This is a genomic window from Burkholderia anthina, assembly GCF_001547525.1.
Classification (GTDB): domain Bacteria; phylum Pseudomonadota; class Gammaproteobacteria; order Burkholderiales; family Burkholderiaceae; genus Burkholderia; species Burkholderia semiarida.
The window spans coordinates 2,865,763-2,885,335 of the sequence record NZ_CM003768.1 but is presented as its reverse complement, the minus strand read 5'-3'; the positions used below and the strand labels follow the sequence as shown (position 1 = coordinate 2,885,335).

Annotated in this window: 24 protein-coding genes; 5 read left to right on the top strand and 19 right to left on the bottom strand. The window is 67.7% G+C overall.

What is annotated here, in order from left to right:
• Window positions 1-207 precede the first annotated feature (207 nt).
• A complete protein-coding gene (locus WS64_RS13170) occupies window positions 208-1,848 on the bottom strand; it encodes a methyl-accepting chemotaxis protein (protein ID WP_060966622.1) in 1,641 nt (546 codons plus the stop codon).
• A gap of 240 nt (window positions 1,849-2,088) precedes the next feature.
• Between WS64_RS13170 and WS64_RS13165 the strand changes: the two genes are divergently transcribed.
• Window positions 2,089-2,379 carry a YciI family protein gene (locus tag WS64_RS13165; RefSeq protein ID WP_006477740.1) on the top strand — a complete coding sequence of 97 codons (291 nt, stop codon included), beginning with the start codon at window positions 2,089-2,091 and terminating at the stop codon, window positions 2,377-2,379.
• A 141-nt stretch (window positions 2,380-2,520) separates the two neighbouring features.
• On the opposite strand, the gene WS64_RS13160 is transcribed toward WS64_RS13165, so the two are convergent.
• From WS64_RS13160 to WS64_RS13140, 5 genes are read right to left on the bottom strand one after another with little or no spacing between them, the layout of a single operon-like run.
• The gene (locus WS64_RS13160; RefSeq protein ID WP_059576142.1) at window positions 2,521-3,138 is read right to left on the bottom strand and encodes an SCO family protein; all 618 of its coding nucleotides are present in this window, start codon (window positions 3,136-3,138) and stop codon (window positions 2,521-2,523) included.
• Between the two features lie 18 nt (window positions 3,139-3,156).
• Window positions 3,157-4,059: a heme o synthase gene (gene cyoE / locus WS64_RS13155; protein ID WP_059576139.1), complete on the bottom strand. Its 903-nt coding sequence runs from the start codon at window positions 4,057-4,059 to the stop codon at window positions 3,157-3,159.
• Between the two features lie 8 nt (window positions 4,060-4,067).
• Window positions 4,068-5,180 carry a COX15/CtaA family protein gene (locus WS64_RS13150; RefSeq protein ID WP_059576136.1) on the bottom strand — a complete coding sequence of 371 codons (1,113 nt, stop codon included), beginning with the start codon at window positions 5,178-5,180 and terminating at the stop codon, window positions 4,068-4,070.
• Window positions 5,181-5,205: 25 nt separating this feature from the next.
• Entirely contained in the window at window positions 5,206-5,832 is a 627-nt protein-coding gene (locus tag WS64_RS13145; RefSeq protein ID WP_059576133.1) for an SCO family protein, read from the bottom strand.
• Between the two features lie 60 nt (window positions 5,833-5,892).
• The gene (locus tag WS64_RS13140) at window positions 5,893-6,603 is read right to left on the bottom strand and encodes an SURF1 family protein (protein ID WP_059642790.1); all 711 of its coding nucleotides are present in this window, start codon (window positions 6,601-6,603) and stop codon (window positions 5,893-5,895) included.
• Between the two features lie 84 nt (window positions 6,604-6,687).
• Between WS64_RS13140 and WS64_RS13135 the strand changes: the two genes are divergently transcribed.
• Entirely contained in the window at window positions 6,688-6,897 is a 210-nt protein-coding gene (locus WS64_RS13135; protein WP_006477735.1) for a twin transmembrane helix small protein, read from the top strand.
• Between the two features lie 184 nt (window positions 6,898-7,081).
• On the opposite strand, the gene WS64_RS13130 is transcribed toward WS64_RS13135, so the two are convergent.
• From WS64_RS13130 to WS64_RS13100, 8 genes are all read right to left on the bottom strand, one after another.
• Window positions 7,082-7,939: a cytochrome c oxidase subunit 3 gene (locus tag WS64_RS13130; RefSeq protein ID WP_006486364.1), complete on the bottom strand. Its 858-nt coding sequence runs from the start codon at window positions 7,937-7,939 to the stop codon at window positions 7,082-7,084.
• Between the two features lie 152 nt (window positions 7,940-8,091).
• Complete coding sequence (locus WS64_RS13125; RefSeq protein ID WP_059642688.1) at window positions 8,092-8,292, bottom strand: DUF2970 domain-containing protein; 201 nt, start codon at window positions 8,290-8,292, stop codon at window positions 8,092-8,094.
• A 13-nt stretch (window positions 8,293-8,305) separates the two neighbouring features.
• Complete coding sequence (locus tag WS64_RS13120) at window positions 8,306-8,917, bottom strand: cytochrome c oxidase assembly protein (protein ID WP_034208453.1); 612 nt, start codon at window positions 8,915-8,917, stop codon at window positions 8,306-8,308.
• 35 nt (window positions 8,918-8,952) lie between these two features.
• Complete coding sequence (locus WS64_RS34895; protein WP_006486385.1) at window positions 8,953-9,093, bottom strand: cytochrome oxidase small assembly protein; 141 nt, start codon at window positions 9,091-9,093, stop codon at window positions 8,953-8,955.
• Between the two features lie 80 nt (window positions 9,094-9,173).
• Complete coding sequence (gene ctaD, locus WS64_RS13115) at window positions 9,174-10,781, bottom strand: cytochrome c oxidase subunit I (RefSeq protein ID WP_006477731.1); 1,608 nt, start codon at window positions 10,779-10,781, stop codon at window positions 9,174-9,176.
• Between the two features lie 43 nt (window positions 10,782-10,824).
• A complete protein-coding gene (gene coxB, locus WS64_RS13110) occupies window positions 10,825-12,423 on the bottom strand; it encodes a cytochrome c oxidase subunit II (RefSeq protein WP_060966621.1) in 1,599 nt (532 codons plus the stop codon).
• Between the two features lie 56 nt (window positions 12,424-12,479).
• Complete coding sequence (locus WS64_RS13105; RefSeq protein ID WP_059576125.1) at window positions 12,480-13,004, bottom strand: DUF2244 domain-containing protein; 525 nt, start codon at window positions 13,002-13,004, stop codon at window positions 12,480-12,482.
• Between the two features lie 195 nt (window positions 13,005-13,199).
• A complete protein-coding gene (locus WS64_RS13100; protein WP_060966620.1) occupies window positions 13,200-14,165 on the bottom strand; it encodes a methyltransferase domain-containing protein in 966 nt (321 codons plus the stop codon).
• Between the two features lie 81 nt (window positions 14,166-14,246).
• Here WS64_RS13100 and WS64_RS13095 point away from each other — a divergent pair, with 81 nt between their 5' ends.
• A complete protein-coding gene (locus WS64_RS13095) occupies window positions 14,247-15,044 on the top strand; it encodes a ComF family protein (RefSeq protein WP_060966619.1) in 798 nt (265 codons plus the stop codon).
• Window positions 15,045-15,143: 99 nt separating this feature from the next.
• On the top strand, window positions 15,144-15,614 hold the full coding sequence (gene trmL / locus WS64_RS13090; RefSeq protein ID WP_060966618.1) for a tRNA (uridine(34)/cytosine(34)/5-carboxymethylaminomethyluridine(34)-2'-O)-methyltransferase TrmL: 471 nt from the start codon (window positions 15,144-15,146) through the stop codon (window positions 15,612-15,614).
• Window positions 15,615-15,647: 33 nt separating this feature from the next.
• On the opposite strand, the gene WS64_RS13085 is transcribed toward trmL, so the two are convergent.
• The 5 genes from WS64_RS13085 to WS64_RS13065 all read right to left on the bottom strand — a co-directional run bounded on the left by WS64_RS13085 (window position 15,648) and on the right by WS64_RS13065 (window position 18,583).
• Window positions 15,648-16,172, bottom strand: coding sequence for an O-acetyl-ADP-ribose deacetylase (locus WS64_RS13085; RefSeq protein WP_059642699.1), 525 nt, complete (start codon window positions 16,170-16,172; stop codon window positions 15,648-15,650).
• 107 nt (window positions 16,173-16,279) lie between these two features.
• Window positions 16,280-17,278 (bottom strand): NAD(P)H-dependent glycerol-3-phosphate dehydrogenase, encoded by a 999-nt coding sequence (locus tag WS64_RS13080; protein ID WP_060966617.1) that lies wholly within the window; start codon window positions 17,276-17,278, stop codon window positions 16,280-16,282.
• Between the two features lie 26 nt (window positions 17,279-17,304).
• Window positions 17,305-17,796 carry a protein-export chaperone SecB gene (secB, locus tag WS64_RS13075; RefSeq protein WP_059576108.1) on the bottom strand — a complete coding sequence of 164 codons (492 nt, stop codon included), beginning with the start codon at window positions 17,794-17,796 and terminating at the stop codon, window positions 17,305-17,307.
• Window positions 17,797-17,903: 107 nt separating this feature from the next.
• Window positions 17,904-18,164, bottom strand: a complete 261-nt coding sequence (gene grxC / locus WS64_RS13070) for a glutaredoxin 3 (RefSeq protein ID WP_006477722.1) — start codon at window positions 18,162-18,164, stop codon at window positions 17,904-17,906.
• A complete protein-coding gene (locus tag WS64_RS13065) occupies window positions 18,161-18,583 on the bottom strand; it encodes a rhodanese-like domain-containing protein (protein WP_040142128.1) in 423 nt (140 codons plus the stop codon). The genes grxC and WS64_RS13065 overlap by 4 nt, the downstream gene beginning before the upstream one ends.
• 135 nt (window positions 18,584-18,718) lie before the next feature.
• Between WS64_RS13065 and gpmA the strand changes: the two genes are divergently transcribed.
• Window positions 18,719-19,465 carry a 2,3-diphosphoglycerate-dependent phosphoglycerate mutase gene (gene gpmA / locus WS64_RS13060; protein ID WP_060966616.1) on the top strand — a complete coding sequence of 249 codons (747 nt, stop codon included), beginning with the start codon at window positions 18,719-18,721 and terminating at the stop codon, window positions 19,463-19,465.
• Window positions 19,466-19,573: the final 108 nt, after the last annotated feature.

Sequence of the window (19,573 nt, the reverse complement as noted above, 5' to 3'; positions counted from 1 at the left end):
TTCTCGCTTTCTTGCTTGACTGAAATGGGGCGCGATACGGGTATGCCCGGACTCGCACGAAGGGGCAAATGGTGTCACAGGATCGGCGGGAAGTGAAATACATCCCGCTCATATGGGTATGCACCAGCGCAGTGCCGGCGACCGCGGCGCGACTCGGCCGTTAGTTGCGTACCCGCCTCGACGCATCCCCTCCTCACGCGGCATGCGTCACGCCACCGCCAGTTCGTCGGCCGCCTTCGCACTACCGAATGCCGCTTCGGCGGCCGTGCCACGGCCGCCCTGCGACGACGGGCCGCCGGCATTGCCGACCCGGAACGCGCCGACCGCGTCGCGCAGCCGCGCGGCCTGTTCCTGCAGCGACGCGGCCGCCGCCGCGGCTTCCTCGACCAGCGCCGCGTTCTGCTGCGTCACCTGGTCCATCTGCGTGACCGCGCGGCCGACCTGCGTGATGCCGCTCGCCTGCTCCTCGGACGCGGCCGCGATCTCGCCCATGATGTCGGTCACGCGCGCGACCGCCTGCAGGATCTCGCCCATCGTCGTGCCGGCCTGGCCGACCAGCGCCGAGCCGTTGCGCACGCGCTCGACCGAATCGACGATCAGCGCGCGAATCTCCTTCGCGGCCGTCGCGCTGCGCTGCGCGAGCGAGCGCACCTCGCCCGCGACCACCGCGAAGCCGCGGCCCTGCTCGCCCGCGCGCGCGGCCTCGACCGCCGCGTTCAGCGCGAGGATGTTGGTCTGGAACGCGATGCCCTCGATCACGCCGATGATGTCGGCGATCTTGCGCGAGCTGTCGTCGATCTCGCCCATCGTGCCGATCACGCGGTTCACGACGTCGCTGCCCGTGCGCGCGATGTCCGACGCGTTGTTCGCGAGGCCGCTCGCCTGTCGCGCGTTGTCGGCGTTCTGCTTCACCGTCGCGGTCAGTTGCTCCATGCTCGCGGCCGTTTCCTCGAGCGACGCGGCCTGCTCCTCGGTGCGCTGCGACAGGTCGTCGTTGCCGGCCGAGATCTGCCGGCTCGCCGACGCGATCGATTCGGCCGACTGGCGAATCCCGCCGATCGTCGCCTGCAGCCGCGCCTGCATGTCGTGCATCGCCGCCATCATGCTCGTGCGGTCGCCCGCGCGCACCGGCACCGGCTGCGTGAGGTCGCCCCGCGCGATGCGCGCCGCGAGCGCGGCCGCTTCGTCCGGCTCGCCGCCGAGGCTGCCGCGCACGTTGCGGATGATCACCAGCATCGCCGCGCTGATCACGAGGCCGATCACGAACACCACGGCCAGGTGGCCGAGCAGCGTGCGGTAGTAGACGGTGTCGATGTCCTTCAGGAACACGCCGCTCGAGATGTTCCAGTCCCACGGCGCGAACCGCGTGACGTAGCTGATCTTCGGCACGGCCGTCTCGCTGTGCGGCAGCCGCCCGCGATACTCGGCGAACCCGCTGCCGGTCGCCTTCGCCGCGTTCAGGATCGTCACGAACAGCGGCTTGCCGTCCGGATCGAGATAGTCGCCGACCTGCGTGTTGACGAGCTTCGGCAGCGTCGGATGCATCAGCACGACCGGCTTCGAATCCATCACGAACACGTAGCCCGAATCGCCGTAGCGCATCGCGGCGAGGCTCGCGAGCGCGTCGCGCTTCGCGTCGGCCTCGGGCAGCGTGCCGCTCTGCGCGAGCGCGTGATAGGCCTTCACGATGCCCGCCGCCGAATCGACGAGATTCGCGATGCCCGCCTTGCGTTCGGCGAGCATCGTCGCGCGCGTCTCGTAGGCGCTCCATGCGCCGACGCCCAGAAGACCGATCCATACCAGCGCAAGCGCGAGCCACAGCTTGCGGTTCAAACTCATTCTGCTCATCTGCGTGCCTCTGTCGATGTCGATGCATCCGGCGCGCGAACGGCCTGCCGCGCGCAAACGGTTGCTCTTTCATTTACGGCAACGAGGCTTACATCTTGAATACGCGTGGCCGCGGCGAACCGGCGATCGACAGGCGGCGCCGCCCGCCACGCGGCTCGCCGGCGCGACAGCCCGCATCCGCTGTGCTAAAAAGACCGGCTGGCCGGTGCGCGGCGCGCCGGCATCATTCCAGGGCCATCCATGTACGTCATCGACATCCACTACACCGCGTCGCTCGAGCGCATCGACGACGCGCTCGAACGCCACCGCGCGTATCTGCAGCCGCAGTTCGACAAGGGCATCTTCATCGCGGCGGGGCCGAAAGTACCGCGCGAAGGCGGCGTGATCCTCGCGGCCCGCATCGATCGCGACGAACTCGACGCGATCCTCGAGACCGACCCGTTCGTCACCGAGGGGCTCGCCACCTATCGCGTGACGGAATTCCGGATCACGCGCGCCGCCTCCGGCTTCAACGTGCCGGCGCTGCCGTAACGCGGCTTCGGCGCGATACGCGCGCATGCCGACGCGCCGCCCCAGCGGGCAGCGCATGCGCACGACGAAGATAGAGGGAAAGCGTGGCGGCGCGAACGGCCGTCACGCAAAACGCCGGGCCGGGCGCCCGGCGGCTGCAGATCAGTCGACCAGCAGCTTCAGGTCGTGGACCCACGGGGCCGGGCCCTGGCCGTCGCGTACGAACAGGCGCAGCTTGCCGTCGCGGTCGAACACGTAGCTCGCGGCCGTGTGATCCATCGTGTAGCTGCCGGGCGTCTTGCCGGGCACCTTCGCGTAATACACGCGGAAATCCTTCGTGACCTTCTTCAGCGCCGCTTCGTCGGCCGGCCGCAGGCCGATGAACGACGGATCGAACGCGGGCACGTACTGGCCGAGCAGCGCCGGCGTGTCGCGCTCCGGATCGACGGTGACGAACAGCACCTGCACGCGCTTCGCGGCATCGGGCCCGAGCTGCTTCAGCGCTTCGGAGAGCTCGGCCATCGTGGTCGGGCACACGTCCGGGCAGTGCGTATAGCCGAAGAACATCACGACGGCCTTGCCCTTGAAGTCGGCGAGCGTGCGGACCTTGCCGGTCGTATCGGGCAGCGAGAAGTCGCTGCCGAACTGCGTGTTGCCGGTGATGTCGAGATTCTGGAATTTCGGCGCGTTGTCGCATCCGGCGAGCAGCAGCGCTGCCGCGAATGCGCACGCGAGCATCCAGCCTTGGCGCGCGCGGCGCCCGAACCGTGATGGGAGCATTGCGTTCAAACCGTGCGGTTACACGCCGAGCAGCGGGCGTGCATAGTGATCGACGAGCAGCGCGACGAACAGCAGCGACAGATAGACGATCGAGTAGCGGAAGGCCTTGCGGGCGAGTTCGTCCGAATAGTCGCGATGGATCTTCCACGCATACGCGAGGAACACCGCGCCGAGCAGCACCGCGCTCGTCAGGTAGACGGCCCCGCTCATGCCGGAAATGAACGGCATCATCGTGACCGCGAACAGGATCACCGTGTACAGCAGGATGTGCAGCCGCGTGAACTGCTCGCCGTGCGTGACGGGCAGCATGGGCAGCCCGGCATTCTCGTAATCCTTGCGGCGATAGAGCGCCAGCACCCAGAAATGCGGCGGCGTCCATACGAAGATGATCAGCACGAGGATCCACGCGTCGCCCGGCACCGCGCCGGTGACGGCGGCCCAGCCGAGCGCCGGCGGCATCGCGCCCGACGCGCCGCCGATCACGATGTTCTGCGGCGTCATCGGCTTGAGCAGCAGCGTGTAGACCACCGCGTAGCCGACGAACGTCGCGATCGTCAGCCACATCGTCAGCGGGTTCGTGAACGTATAGAGCGTCCAGGCGCCGACGCTGCCGAGCACGGCCGAGAACAGCAGGATCTGCGGCGTCGTGATCTCGCCGCGCGCGGACGGACGCCATGCGGTGCGGCGCATCATCGCGTCGATCTTCTGTTCGACGAGGCAGTTGATCGCGAACGCGGCGCCGGCCAGCAGCCAGATGCCGACCGTGCCGCCGATCAGCACATGCCACGGCACCATGCCCGGCGTCGCGAGGAACATGCCGATCACCGCGCAGAACACCGCGAGCTGCGTGACGCGCGGCTTCGTCAGCGCCATGTACTGGGAAAAGCGGCTACCGGGCGATTGGGAGAGGGTGCTTTGCATGGGGGCGGTCACGCCGGGGCGGCGTCGCGCGCAGGCTGCGCGACACGGCCGGGGCGGCTTGAAAGGATGCGAAAGTTTAACATGACGACGAGCAGCAGCAGGATCGCGGCCCCGCCGTTGTGCGCGACGGCGACGGGCAGCGGCCACTGCAGCACGATGTTGGTCAGCCCCGTCACGAACTGCAGCAGGACGACCAGCAGCACGCCGTTCGCGGGCCGCCGCAGCGACTCGAAGCGGCGCATCTTCAGCGCGAACGCGACCAGGTACGCGACCACGACGAACGCGAACGTGCGGTGCGTCCAGTGGATCGCCACCAGCGCGTCCTGCGTGATCGCGTCGCCGTCCTTCGTCATCCCGAGCGCGCGCCACAGGTGGAAGCCGTGCTGGAAGTCCATCGGCGGAATCCACTGGCCGTTGCAGGTCGGGAAGTCGGTGCACGCGAGCACCGCGTAGTTGGTGCTCACCCAGCCGCCGAGCGCGATCTGCACGACGAGCAGCACGAGCGCCGCCAGCGCGGCCGCGCGGTAACGCCCGGCCTCCGGGTCATGCGACGGCAGCGGCGTCTGCCGCGCCGCGAGCCAGCCGAGCGTGCCGAGCAGCGTGAGGCCGAGCAGCAGGTGGATCGTGACGATCACCGGCTGCAGCTTCATCGTGACCGTCCATGCGCCGAACGCGCCCTGCACGAGAATCAGCAGCAGCAGGCTCGTCGGCCACCACGGCGACACGTGCAGCGGGCGGCGGCGCAGCCGCGCGGCCCACGCGATCACCACCTGCGCGATGATCAGCACGCCGATCGCCATCGCGAAATAGCGGTGGATCATCTCGATCCACGCCTTCGTCATGCTGACGGGCCCCGTCGGCATCGCCTGATGCGCGGCCGTGATCGCCGCGTGCGCGATGAACGGCGACGACGTGCCGTAGCAACCGGGCCAGTCGGGGCAGCCGAGGCCCGAATCGGTCAGCCGCGTGAAGCCGCCGAACATCACGAGGTCGAGGGTCAGGAACGTGGTGATCCACACGAGCTTGCGGAACTTGTCGTCGTCGGCCTTCACCCACACGTACGACAGCGGCAGCAGCGCGATGCACAGGCCGATCAGGCCGAGTTGCAGTAGATACGACATCGGAATGGTGCCTCGTTCTCTCGCCTTAACCGATGCTCGACCACTTCAGCAGCTTCGTCACGTCCGACTTGATCTTGCTGGGATTCGGGTCTTTCGGGAAACGCATCATCAGGTTGCCGTTCGGGTCGACCAGGTAGAGGTGGTCGCTGTCCTTCGTGCCGGCGTCGGCGGGCAGCCACGCGGCCACCGCGGCCGGATCGGCGACGAGCCGGCGCGTGTCCGGATACGCGTCCAGCACCTTCTGCGGCACCGCACCCGCATCGCTGCGCAGCCACACCATCGTGATCCGGTGCCGCTCGCCCGCCTGCGTGACGCGGATCTGCCGCATGAAATAGAGCTTCTTCGCGCACGCGTCGTCGCACGCGCTGCGGTCGGTCATCACGAACAGCCAGACGCCGCGCAGCGACGACAGCGGCACCGTCTTGCCGGTTTCGTCGGTCACCTGCAGATCGGCCGGGATCGGGCGCTGCGGCTCGATCAGCGTGCCGTAGTTCGTCGATCCGCCCTTCGGCTTGATCACGTAATAGGTGAAGTACGACGCGATCATCGGCGCGGCGCACACGAGCCCCAGCAGCACGAGCATCCAGCGGCCGCGCTTGCGGGCCGCCTGCGACATCGGCGCGGCGGCCGGACCCTGACGGGAAGATTGCATGGACAAATCAGACCTCTCGAAACGAACCCGCGGCGCCGGCGCCGCGTCCTGGCACGACGCTCACGCGCCGGCCGACTTCTTCGCCGCACGCCGCGCGGCGTACAGGCCGAAGCCGAGCGCGGCGGCCGCCATCGCCCACCACTGAAACATGTAACCGTAATTGCGCTCGACGCCGGTCGTCGCCGCCGGCCAGTCGCGCACGAGCTTGTCGCCGTCGTCGCTCGTCTGCTGGATCACGAACGGCTGCAGCGGCAGCCCGGTTTCCTTCGCATACGCGGCGACGTCGAGGTTCTGCCGGATCTTCTGGTGCGCGGCCGACCCGCCTTCGCCGAGCTCGAACGCGCGCGACGCGTCGGCGCGCGCGATGCCGACGATCTCGACGTCGCCCGCCGGCGTCGCGAACGGCTCGATCGCCGTGCGATCGGCGATGTTGCGCGGCAGCCAGCCGCGATTCACGAGCACGACGCCGCCGCCCGTGAGTTTAAGCGGCATCACGACGTAAAAGCCCGGCTGGTCGTTATACGGCCGATTGTCGAGGAACACCGCCTGCTCGGGCATGAAACGGCCCTTTGCCCGCACGCGATGAAACTCGATCGACGCGAGCGGAACCGGCTGCGCGCCGATGTCGACGGGCGCCGCCTGCTCGTAGCGCGCGATGCTCGCCTGCAGCGCTTCCTTCTGGTGCGCGCGATCGCGCTGCCAGAAACCGAGACGGATCGTGACGGCGACGACGACGAGGATCAGCAGCGCGGGCAGCCAGCGAATCTTCATCGTGCGGCCCGCCCGGCACATCCGCGAAAACGAAGTGCGATAATTATCCTCTTCCTTTCGAATTGCCGTCGTCCGGTTCGTGTCATGCACATCCTCGTTCCCATCGCCTTCGTCCTCATCATTGCCAGCATGGGCTCGGCGCTCTACTTCATGATGCACGACCGCGGCCACACGAAACGCATGGTCTGGTCGCTCGCCACCCGCGTCGGGCTGTCGGTGTCGCTGTTCCTGCTCATCCTGTTCGCGAACTGGATGGGCTGGATCCATTCGACCGGCCTGCCGATCGGGCGTTGATGCCGTTGCCGCCGTGGCACACCGTGACCGCTGTGACATTTAGCCGCACGGCCGCGCCACCAAGCAAAAGCGCCGCCTGACTGAGTCGCGGCGGCGCCGGGGCCGTGTCGCTCGCGGCTTCGCCGCCGCGCCCACGACACCAATGAAAACGGCCCGCGCATCGCTGCGCGGGCCGTTTTTCCATTTACAGCCAGTAGACGACGACGTACAGGCCGAGCCAGACGACGTCGACGAAGTGCCAGTACCACGCGGCGCCTTCGAATGCGAAGTGATGATCGGGCTTGAAGTGGCCGCGGATCATCCGCACCAGCACCACCGCGAGCATCGTGCCGCCGAGGAATACGTGGAAGCCGTGGAAGCCGGTCAGCAGGAAGAACGTCGAACCGTACACGCCCGAGTTCAGCGTCAGGTTCAGTTCGTTGTACGCGTGGTAGTACTCGAAGCCCTGCAGGAACAGGAAGCAGATCCCGAACACGAGCGTCGCGGCCAGCCATGCGATCGCCTTCTTGCGATGATCGTCGCGCAGCGCGTGGTGCGAGATCGTCAGCGTCACGCCCGACGACAGCAGGAACGCGGTGTTCAGCGTCGGGACCGGCCACGGGCCCATCGTCTTGAAGTGACCGGCGAGCGCGGCGGGGCCTTCGTTCGGCCACACGGCGGAGAAGTCCGGCCAGATCAGCTTGTAGTCGAGGCTGCCGAGCTGGTGCAGCGCGATTTCACGCGCATAGAACAGCGCGCCGAAGAACGCGCCGAAGAACATGACTTCCGAGAAGATGAACCAGCTCATGCTCCAGCGGTACGACTTGTCGACGTTCTTGCCGTAATGACCGCCTTCCGATTCGGCGATCGCGTCGCCGAACCAGTGATACAGCGTGAAGAGCAACCACAGCAGGCCGAGCAGCGCCGTGAACGGCGCCCAGTCGTGACCGTTGATCCACAGCGCTACCGAGCCGAGCATGACCAGCAGGCCGATGGCCGCGCTGATCGGATGCTGCGACGGATGCGGCACGAAATAGTACGGGGTCTGGTTTTGACCGCTCATGCTTGATTCTCCACTTCAGTCCAATTTGTGTACCGGAAACCGCTCCGGCTTTATTTCTTGCGCGGCGAGACCGCCACCGCTCGTTCCTGCACGCCGCGCCGTGGCGCCGCGCACTGCATTCGTTCCGGCCGCGGGCCGCTAGCCGCGCGCCCTCAACCCACCACCGCACGCACGATCAGGATCAGCACGCCGATGAACACGCCGGCCGCGATCAACGCGACGATCAGCACGTGCAGCGGATTGAGCTGCGTCGCGTCGGCCTCCAGGTCGCGCCGCTTGCGCACCCCGAAGAACGACCACAGCACCGCTTTCAGCGCCTGACCGAACGTTCCGCTCCGCTTGGTTTCCGTCATCGCCCCGTCTCCGTCATGCGTCCGGCTTCGCCGCACCCTGCGCCGCCGCCGTACTGCGCTGCGCCGGGGCCGGCGTGGCCGGGGTATTCAGCTCGAAGAACGTGTACGACAGCGTGATCGTCTTCACGTCCTTCGGCAATTTCGGGTCGATCACGAACACCACCGGCATCTTGCGCGACTCGTTCGCGGTCAGCGTCTGCTGCGTGAAGCAAAAGCACTCGATCTTCTTGAAGAACTCCGTCGCCTGCTTCGGCGCGTAGCTCGGAATCGCCTGCGCGACGACCGGCCGGCCCTGCCCGTTCGTCACGTCGTACACGATCGTCGTCAGTTCGCCCGGGTGCACGTCGAGGCTGTTGTGCTCCGGCTTGAACCCGAGCGGCCCGCGTGCGTTCGCATCGAACTCGACCGACACCGTGCGGCTGTAGTCGACCTGCGAGTTCTTCACCTCGCGCTCGCTGACATCGCGCTGCACCAGGTTGTTGATGCCGGTGATCTGGCAGATCGCCCGATACATCGGAATCAGCGCGAAGCCGAAACCGAACATCAGCCCGGCCACGACGAAGAGCTTCACCAGCATCGAACGATTGAACGCGCGATCCACGGCGCCCTCTTCCGGCTTCGACATACGACGACTTCCTCGCTACTGCGTCAGTTGCTGCATTAGTGGGTGGACAGCCACCACTGCTTGATCACGACACCCACGAAAAAAACGGCGGCGATGACGAGCAGGGTGAGGCCGAGCCGCTTGTTGCCCGCGCGGATCTGCTCGGGCGTTCGTCTTTCTTGTGGATTCCGGGTCATCTGAAACTTCGCTGAAACTTCAGTTTCGCGCCCGCCGCGCCTGCCTGCGCGGCAGGCAGCGGCGGAGCGCTCGGTAAAACTTATTCGACGTGCGGCGGTTGCTCGAACGTGTGGAACGGAGCCGGGCTCGGCACCGTCCACTCGAGGCCCGTCGCGCCGTCCCACGGCTTGTCCGACGCCTTTTCCAGCTCGCCGCCGCCACGGTAGGCCGGCAGCGCGACCGCGAACAGGAAGTACACCTGCGCGAGGCCGAAGCCGAATGCGCCGATCGTCGCCACCTGGTTGAAGTCCGTGAACTGCGCCGGGTAGTCCGCATAGCGGCGCGGCATGCCCGCGAGACCGACGAAGTGCATCGGGAAGAACGTCAGGTTGAAGAAGATCATCGACGCCCAGAAGTGGATCTTGCCGCGCGTCTCGTTGTACATCCAGCCCGTCCACTTCGGCGCCCAGTAGTACCAGCCCGAGAACAGCGCGAACAGCGAGCCGGCCACCAGCACGTAGTGGAAGTGCGCGACCACGAAGTAGGTGCCGTGATACTGGATGTCGAGCGGCGCCATCGCGAGCATCAGGCCCGTCAGGCCGCCGAACGTGAACACGAACAGGAAGCCGATCGCGAACAGCATCGGGGTTTCGAACGTCATCGAGCCGCGCCACATCGTCGCGAGCCAGTTGAACACCTTCACGCCCGTCGGCACCGCGATCAGCATCGTCGCGTACATGAAGAACAGCTGGCCGGTGACCGGCATGCCCGTGGCGAACATGTGGTGCGCCCAGACCATGAACGACAGGATCGCGATCGACGCCGTCGCGTACACCATCGAGCTATAGCCGAACAGCGTCTTGCGTGCGAACGCCGGGATCACCTGCGACACGATCCCGAACGCCGGCAGAATCATGATGTACACCTCGGGGTGGCCGAAGAACCAGAAGATGTGCTGGTACATCACCGGGTCGCCGCCGCCTGCCGCGTTGAAGAACGACGTGCCGAAGTGACGGTCGAACAGCACCATCGTGATCGCGCCCGCGAGAACCGGCATCACGGCGATCAGCAGGTACGCGGTGATCAGCCACGTCCACGCGAACATCGGCATCTTCATCAGCGTCATGCCCGGTGCGCGCATGTTCAGGATCGTCACGACGATGTTGATCCCGCCCATGATCGACGACGCGCCCATGATGTGGACCGCGAAGATCGCGAAGTCCATGCCCGGGCCCATCTGCGTCGACAGCGGCGCGTACAGCGTCCAGCCGGCGGCCGTCGCGCCGCCCGGCGCGAAGAACGAGCCGACCAGCAGCACCGCCGCGACCGGCAGCAGCCAGAAGCTGAAGTTGTTCATCCGCGCGAACGCCATGTCGGATGCGCCGATCTGCAGCGGAATCATCCAGTTCGCGAAGCCGACGAACGCCGGCATGATCGCGCCGAACACCATGATCAGGCCGTGCATCGTCGTGAGTTCGTTGAAGAACTCCGGACGCATGATCTGCAGGCCCGGCTCGAACAGCTCGGCACGGATGCCGAGCGCCATCACGCCGCCCGACAGGAACATGATGAACGAGAACAGCAGGTACAGCGTACCGATGTCCTTGTGGTTGGTGGCGAACAGCCAGCGACGCCAGCCGTGCGGGGCTTCGTGCGCGTGGTCGTCGTGCGCGTGGTCCGCGGCTACGTCGTGCCCGATGCTAGACATGAGAATCTCCTAATGCGAATACGTCGACTAACTCAGCGACACGTCAAGCCGCCGGGCCGATCTCGACACGCCGGGCTTCCTTCGCGTCAGCCCCGCCCGTGATCGTTTCCGGCTTTTTGAGAATGATGTGGTCTTCCGCCACGCCTGCTGCCTTCAGCGCATCGCGCACGGCCTGCGCCCGATGCTTCGCGAGTTCGGCGTTCGCGTCGGCCGAGCCCGTCTTGTCGGTGAAGCCCGACAGCGCGAGCTTCGCGTCCGGATGCGCCTTCGCATAGTCGGCCGCGGCGGCGATCGCCGCTTTCGCGTCGGCCGGCAGCACGCTCTTGCCCGTCTCGAAGTAGATCGTCGACAGCGCGGCCGATGCCGCTGCCGCCGGCTGCTCGGCGCCCGACGCGGCTTGCGCCGGCGCGGAAGCCGCTTCAGCCGGTGCCGCTGCCGCTGCCGCGCCCGCCGTGTCTTCCGGCAGCTTGCCGTTGCGTGCGTCGGCCACTTGCTTCGGCTGCAGCAGGTCGTTCTTGTGGTTGCCCCACGAGTTGCGTTCGTACGTGACGACCGAAGCGATGTCGAGGTCCGACAGCGACGCCCACGACGGCATCGCGCCCTTGCCGTGCAGCACGCGCTCGACGTGCGCGGCGATCGGGCCGTTCACGATCGGGCTGCCGTCCATCGCCGGGAATGCGCCGAGGCCCTTGCCGTTCACCTGATGGCAGGCCGCGCAGTTCGCCTTGTAGACTTCCTCGCCGTGCGCGACGAGTTCGGCCATCGTGTAGACCTTGTTCGGATCGACCGCGGCGCTCGCCAGCTTGGCCTTCTGCGCGGTGACCCACTTCGCGTAATCGTCGTCCGACAGGACTTCGACCACGACCGGCATGTACGCGTGTTCCTTGCCGCACAGCTCGGTACAGAAACCGCGGAACGTGCCGACCTTGTCGGCCTTGAACCACGTGTCGCGCACGAAGCCGGGGATCGCATCCTGCTTCACGCCGAACGCGGGCACGTACCACGAGTGGACGACGTCGTTCGCGGTCGTGATGATGCGGATCTTCTTGTTGACCGGCACGACGAGCGGGTTGTCGACTTCCTGCAGATAGGTGTCGGTGATCGGCTTCTTGCCCATCACTTCGTCGCGCGGGGTGGTCAGCGTCGACAGGAAGCCGATGCCCTCGCCCGGGCCCTTCACGTAGTCGTAGCCCCACTTCCACTGGTAGCCGGTGACCTTGATCGTGAGATCGGCGTTCGTCGTGTCCTTCATCGCGACGACGGCCTTCGTCGCCGGCAGCGCCATCAGCACGACGATGACGAACGGCACGATCGTCCAGATGATCTCGACGGTCGTGCTTTCATGGAAATTGGCGGCCTTGTGGCCCTTGGATTTGCGGTGCGCGAAGATCGAATAGAACATCACGCCGAACACGCCGACGAAGATCACCGTACACAGGATCAGCATCATCGTGTGGAGATCGTAGAGCTCCTCGGCGATCTTCGTGACAGGCGGCTGAAAGTTGATCTCGTTGACACGGGGGCCGCCCGGGCTATCACCGACCGCCAGGGCCGCACCGGCAAAGAGCAATCCGCTGCATGCCAGCACGCCCGCGAGGGCTCGCTTGATTGTTTTCATAGCATCCTTACCCAAAATTTCCATTCAAACCCTCCCCCGTCGCAAGCCGCCGGCCTGTTCCGGCCATTGGCCGCGCCTCGTCAGCCGCAGCGCCTGAGCGACGCACGCAGCTCGTCGGCGAACTGCGCACGCTTGTACTGCGCGAGATGCTGCCCGATCACGACGGTCTGCCCGCGCGACACCAGCCGAATCGGATCGCGTGGCGTCGCACCCGGCTCGACCCGCACCCAGCGCGGGTTGAATTCGATCTGCGTGAGCCGCTCCGCATCCATCCGCTCGATCACGAGCCGGTGCGGAAACAGCCTGATGCGCTCGTAGTCGACCGCGTGGCGAGCGTAGATCGCGAATGCGACACCCACCGCCAGCAACTCGATCCCGGTGAAGGGCATGACGAGCCAGGCCCCTCTCCACATCAGCAACGCCGCGATCGCCAGCGAGAAGCCCGCGAGCGACGCGTAAAACAGCACGAACTGGCGCGGCGACACCGAACAGTTGCGTTTCATGAGCCAGTCTTCGAGGACCGGTTCGCTGTCCGCCGTCTCCGCCAAAACGTTCGCTGCTTCCATCGCCGCCTCACGCGAATGGCATGCGATGCATGCCTGCATCGGACTCGCCGGCCCGTATTGCGGGGACCCCGGGACGACAAGCTGACGCATTATAGGCGGGTTCAATGGCATCCACAAGCAAGCGCCTATCGCCCGCCAAGCCAAGCGCGACAAGCTTTCCGGCCGTTTTAGCCGCCAATTCGACCCCGCTTTGCACCGCTAATTTCGGACATAACAAAACCCCTCTTTACCGCTTTACCGATTCTTCGGGCGCCCCTTGCCGATGTCCTCGATGCGCACGATCCCGTGCCCTTCGGCGGTCGTGCGCGGCACGGCCTTCCACGCGTGGCCGTAGATCACCTCGAACGTCAGCGGGATCGTGCCGTCCTCGCGCCGGCGCGCGTCCAGCGCGTCGCCGAGCGCCGCGCGAAAGCGCCGCGCCGCGTGCGGCGGCGCCGTGCGCGCGAACGGATAGGCGCCCCAGCGGCGCACGTCGGCCAGCAGGGAATCGGCGGATTTGTACGTGACGGTCAGCACTTCCTGGTCCATCACGGGAATCTCGAAGCCGCTTTCGACGAGCATGTCGCCGAGGTCGTGCATGTCGACGAAATCGATCACGCGCGCGGCGGGCGGCGCGATGCCGAGCGCGGCTTCGGCGTCCGCGCAGGCCGCGCGCAGCTCGCGCAGCGTGTCCGGGCCGAGCGTGCTGAACATCAGCAGCCCGTTCACGCGCAGCACGCGCTGCCATTCGGGGAAGACGGTATCGGGACGCGAATGCCAGTGGAGCGCGAGATTCGACCAGATCAGGTCGAACGCGCCGCCGGGAAACGGCAGCGCCGCGAAATCGGCCTGCGCGACGCGCGGGCCGCGCTGGCCCAGCGCCCGGCCGAGCGAGGCCGGCAGCCAGCGGCGCCAGGTGGTCTGCTCGACCTCGCGCTGACCAGCCCGCGCGAGCATCGCGCCGGACAGGTCCACGCCGAACACCGGCGCCTCCGGAAAGCGCGCGCGCAGCGCCGGCAGGTCGTCGCCCGGGCCGCAGCCCGCATCGAGCACGGTCGCGGGGCTCACCTTGATGTATTCGAGGCGCTCGTTCATCCGCTGCGCGATCTCGCGCGGCAGGAACGCAACCGCATCGAACGTGGCGGCACGGCGGTCGAAGATCCGCCGCACGCGCCTGGCGTCATTGGCCGGACGGCCGGTTGAAGTCGAAGCTGGGGACATGTCGGGCACACTGGCGAAGAGCCCGAAGTATACTCGCTCGCCTCGCAAGCTTCATTGAGGCGGCATGCCAGGAGTGTTGCGATGGTCCGCGGTTCCGCCGGGCGCACGATGCGCGTCGTTTTGTCGCAGGTTCGAACGCTGGTCGTGCGCGTTGCCGCGGTCACGTTGCCGAATCGCTGCGCGTTGTGCGGCAATTTGTCACACACCGTGATTTGCGGCGCCTGCGATGCCGCGTACTGGAACGAAGCGCGGCTGCGCTGCGACGTGTGCGCGCTGCCGCTCGGTGTCGGGCGGGCACGATCGCCCGCTGGCAGACGCGCGGGTACCGGCCGCGCGGCCGCGTACCGGTGCGACGCGTGCCGCACCGCGCCGCCGCCGTTCGATGCGACGCTCGCGCTCGCCGATTACCGCGCGCCGCTCGACGGGCTCGCGCGCGGCCTGAAGTTTCACGCGCGGCTCGCGCTCGGCGGCGAATTCGCGGCCCGCCTCGCACGGCTGGTCGACGATACGCGCGGCGCGAACGGCTTCGACCTCGTCGCGCCGGTGCCGCTGTCGCACCGGCGGCTCGTCGCGCGCGGCTACAACCAGGCGTGGGCGATCGCGCGTCCGCTCGCGCGCCGGCTCGGCGTGCAAGCGGACGCGGCCCTGCTCGCACGCGTCGCCGACACCGCGCCGCAGTCGCGGCTCGATCGGCGCGCACGGCACGACAACGTGATGGCGGCGTTCGCGGTGGCAGGCAGCGTCGCCGGTCGCCACGTCGCGCTCGTCGACGACGTGATGACGTCCGGCGCGACGCTCGCGGCGGCCGCGCAGGCGCTGAAGGCGGCGGGCGCCGTGCGCGTGACGAATCTGGTTGCGCTGCGCACCGCCAAGGATTAATTAGATGGAAAGGCCGGCCGCCCGCGCGCGGCCGTCACGAACCGGCCGGCCGGATGCACGCGCGTTGCGCCGCTCCGGCCGCCCCAGCCAAACCGAAACATGTTCAACGTCGTCCTCGTCGCTCCCGAAATTCCGCCGAACACCGGCAACGTGATCCGCCTGTGCGCGAACACCGGCGCGCACCTGCACCTGATCGAGCCGCTCGGCTTCCCGCTCGACGACGCGCGGATGCGCCGCGCCGGCCTCGACTATCACGAGTATGCGCAAATGCGCGTGCACCGCGACTGGGACGCGTTCGTCGCCGCCGAAGCGCCCGATCCCGCGCGGATGTTCGCGTTCACGACGCGCGGCTCGGGCCGCTTCCACGATCGTGCGTTCCTGCCCGGCGACTGGTTCGTGTTCGGCTCGGAAACGCGCGGCCTGCCCGCCGAGCTGCTCGACCGCTTCCCGAACGAACAGCGCGTGCGGCTGCCGATGCGGCCGGACAACCGCAGCCTGAACCTGTCGAACACGGTCGCGGTGGTCGTGTTCGAGGCGTGGCGCCAGGCCGGCTTCGAAGGCGGCGCGTGACGCTCGCTGGCGCAATCCGCGGCGCGGAGCGCGTCAGGTTCGCGCGAGCCGCGCGCGGTACAGGTCGTAGATGTCGGGGGAAAAGCACGCGAACACCACGCGTGCGAGATTCGGCGCCTGCGCGAGCATCTCGGCGACGGTGCCGACCGCGATGTCGACGGCGGCTTCGGCCGGATAGCGGTAGACGCCGCAACTGATCGCGGGAAACGCGATCGACGTCGCGGCCACTTCTTCGGCCAGCTCGATCGCGCGCCGGTAGCACGACGCGAGCAGCTCGGCCTCGCCGCGCGCGCCGCCGTGCCAGACGGGCCCGACCGCGTGGATCACGTAGCGCGCCGGCAACCCGTGGCCGCGCGTGAGCTTCGCGTCGCCGGTGTCGCAGCCGCCGAGCGTGCGGCACTCGGCGAGCAGGCCGGGGCCGGCCGCGCGGTGGATCGCGCCGTCGACGCCGCCCCCGCCGAGCAGCGAGCCATTCGCGGCGTTGACGATCGCATCGACGTCGAGCGTCGTGATGTCGACGAGCTGTGCATCGAGCGTGGTGGAATGGATCTGCAGCATGACAACCTCGCGGAACGCGGGAGACCGTTCAAGCGTAGTCCGCTTTGGCGCCGCGCGCCCGGCGCAACCGTGCCGGGCGATCCGGTCGCGCGCGACGCCGACCGCGCCTATTCGGCGCGCGCGTCGCGGCGCAGCAGGCCGCTCACGGCGTCGCGCGGCGCGATGCCGTCGAACAGCACGCCGCATACGGCTTCCGTGATCGGCATTTCGATCGACTGCGCGCGCGCGAGCGCCAGCACGGCCTGCGCGCAGCGCACGCCTTCGGCCACGTGGCCGAGCGCGCCGAGGATGTCGTTCAGCGTGCGGCCGGCCGCCAGTTGCAGGCCGACCGTGCGGTTGCGCGACAGGTCGCCCGTCGCGGTCAGGATCAGGTCGCCGAGGCCCGTGAGCCCCGTGAAGGTTTCCGCGCGGCCGCCGAGCGCCACGCCGAGCCGCGACATTTCGGCGAGGCCGCGCGTGATCAGCGCGGCGCGCGCGTTCAGCCCGAGGCCGAGGCCGTCGGAAATGCCGGTCGCGATCGCCAGCACGTTCTTCACCGCGCCGCCGACCTCGACGCCGACCACGTCGTCGCCCGTATAGATCCGCATCGCGCCGTGATGGAACGCGGCGAGCGTGCGCTCGCGGCATTCGGCCGACGCGCTCGCGACCGTCAATGCGACGGGCAGCGACTGGCCGACCTCGCGCGCGAAACTCGGGCCCGACAGCACGCCGTTGCTCCGCTGTTCGGGCAACTCGGCCGCGATCACCTGATGCGGCAGCAGATGCGTGTCGGCCTCGAAGCCCTTGCAGACCCAGACGATGTGCGCGGGCACGCAGCCTGCATCGCGCATCGCGCGGCACAGCGTGCGCAGCCCGGCCACCGGCGCGGCGATCACGCACAGTGCGTCGTGAGCGGCGCCGTGCGCGAGCGCGGCGCCGAGATCGGCGTCGTAGCGCAGCGCATCAGACAGCGCGATGCCGTCCAGATAGCGGGAATTTTCGTGCCGGGCCTGCAGCCCGGCGATGAGCGCGGCGTCGCGCGCCCACAGAAGCGTATCGTGCCGCGCGGCCAGATGGCCCGCGAGCGCGGTGCCCCAGGCACCGGCGCCGAGAACGGCTACTTTCATACCCAGCACCGGTCCGGAGTGAAACGTCAGTTCAGCGTCGTGCCGTTCGGCGCACCGTTCGCGCCTGCCGCGGCGCCGGCCTGCTGCTGAAGCTGCGCGAGACGCTGCTCGTACAGCGCCTGGAAGTTGATTTCGGCCAGGTGGATCGGCGGGAAGCCGGCACGCGTGATCGCGTCGGCGATGTTCGAGCGCAGGTACGGGAACAGGATCGTCGGGCACGCGATGCCGACGAGCGGGTCGAGCTGTTCGTCCGGAATGTTGCGGATGTCGAAAATGCCGGCCTGCTTCGCTTCGATCAGGAATGCGACCTTGTCCTTCACCTTCGCGGTGACGGTACCCGACACGATGACTTCGAACACGCTTTCCGCGAGGCGGTCGGCCTTGACGTCGACTTCGACTTCAACCGACGGCATGTCCTGCTCGAGGAAGATCGCCGGCGAATTCGGCTGCTCGAGCGACATATCCTTCAGGTAGACGCGCTGGATGTTGAAGAACGGTTGGTTTTCGACGTCGGACATGGTGTTTCCCTAAAAGTGGTGACGGGGCGGCCCGGCTGTTCGCCGGCCGCCACGGATGTATCGTGCGCGCCCAAGCCGCGGCGCGGCCGGCGGCCATTCTGCCCTAATCAGGCCGCTTGCAGAAGCGGCACGAGGCCGCCTTCGCGGTCGAGCTTCGACAGATCGTCGTAACCGCCGACGTGCGTGTCGCCGATATAGATCTGCGGGACCGTGCGGCGCCCCGTGCGCGTCATCATTTCCTCGCGGCGGGCCGGATCGCGATCGATCAGCACCTTTTCGATCTGCTCGACGCCGCGCAGCTTCAGCAGGCGCTCGGCCTGCATGCAATACGGACACACCTGCGTGCTGTACATCAAAACCTTGTTCACTTCGCCACTCCTTGTTTGACGACCGGCATCCCGGCCTGCTGCCAGGCGGCCACGCCGCCTTCGAGCACGTGCACCTCGGCGTAACCCGCCGCCTCGACCTCGCGCGCCGCCTTCTGCGACTGCTGGCCGTTCTGGCAGACGAGCAGCACCGGGGTGCTCTTGTTCTTCGCGACCTGCGCAATTTTCGCGCCGATCTCGCCCGCGGCGACCTGACGCGCCGACGGCAGATGGCCGGCGGCGAAATCGGACGGCGCGCGCAGGTCGATCACGACCGCGTTGCGACGATTGATGAGCTGCGTCGCCTCCGCGGCCGACAAGCCGCCGCGGCCGCGGCGCAGCGCCGGCCATGCAAGCAGGCCGCCGGAAACCAGCAGGATCGCGATAAGGGCCAGGTTCGTGTAATTGGTAAAGAACGTCACGGAATGTCGCCGGAAAAGAGAAATCGGATGAGGACAATCCTGCCATTATAAAATAACCGTCTTGCGCGATGGCGGGCCCGAACCGGGCGCCGCGCGACGCGCCCCGCTTCCCTCTCACTACCGACCGCAAGATCCATGTACAAACTCGTTCTCATCCGCCACGGCGAATCGACGTGGAACAAGGAAAACCGCTTCACCGGCTGGGTCGACGTCGACCTGACCGAACAGGGTCGCAACGAAGCCTACCAGGCCGGCGAACTGCTCAAGGAGGCCGGCTACACGTTCGACATCGCGTACACGTCGGTACTCAAGCGCGCGATCCGCACGCTGTGGCACGTGCAGGACAAGATGGACCTGATGTACCTGCCGGTCGTCCACTCGTGGCGCCTGAACGAGCGCCACTACGGCGCGCTGTCGGGCCTGAACAAGGCGGAAACGGCCGCGAAGTTCGGCGACGAGCAGGTGCTCGTGTGGCGCCGCAGCTACGACACGCCGCCGCCCGCGCTCGAGCCGACCGACGAACGCGCGCCGTTCGGCGACCCGCGCTATGCGAAGGTGCCGCGCGAGCAGCTGCCGCTCACCGAATGCCTGAAGGACACGGTCGCGCGCGTGCTGCCGCTGTGGAACGAGTCGATCGCGCCCGCGGTGCGCGCCGGCAAGCAGGTGCTGATCGCCGCGCACGGCAACTCGCTGCGCGCGCTGATCAAGTACCTCGACGGCATCTCGGACAGCGACATCGTCGGCCTGAACATCCCCAACGGCGTGCCGCTCGTGTATGAACTCGACGAGAACCTGAAGCCGATCACGCACTATTACCTCGGCGACCAGGAAGCGATCGCGCAGGCGCAGGCCGCCGTCGCGAAGCAGGGCAAGGCGGGCTGACGCCCGTCGCGGCGGGCGGCCCGCGCCCCGGCGCGGCCGTCCGTCCGCGCTTCGGGCCGCGGCCCGCACGCCGCGCGAACCTTCGCGGCCCTGCCGCGGTCGAATCCG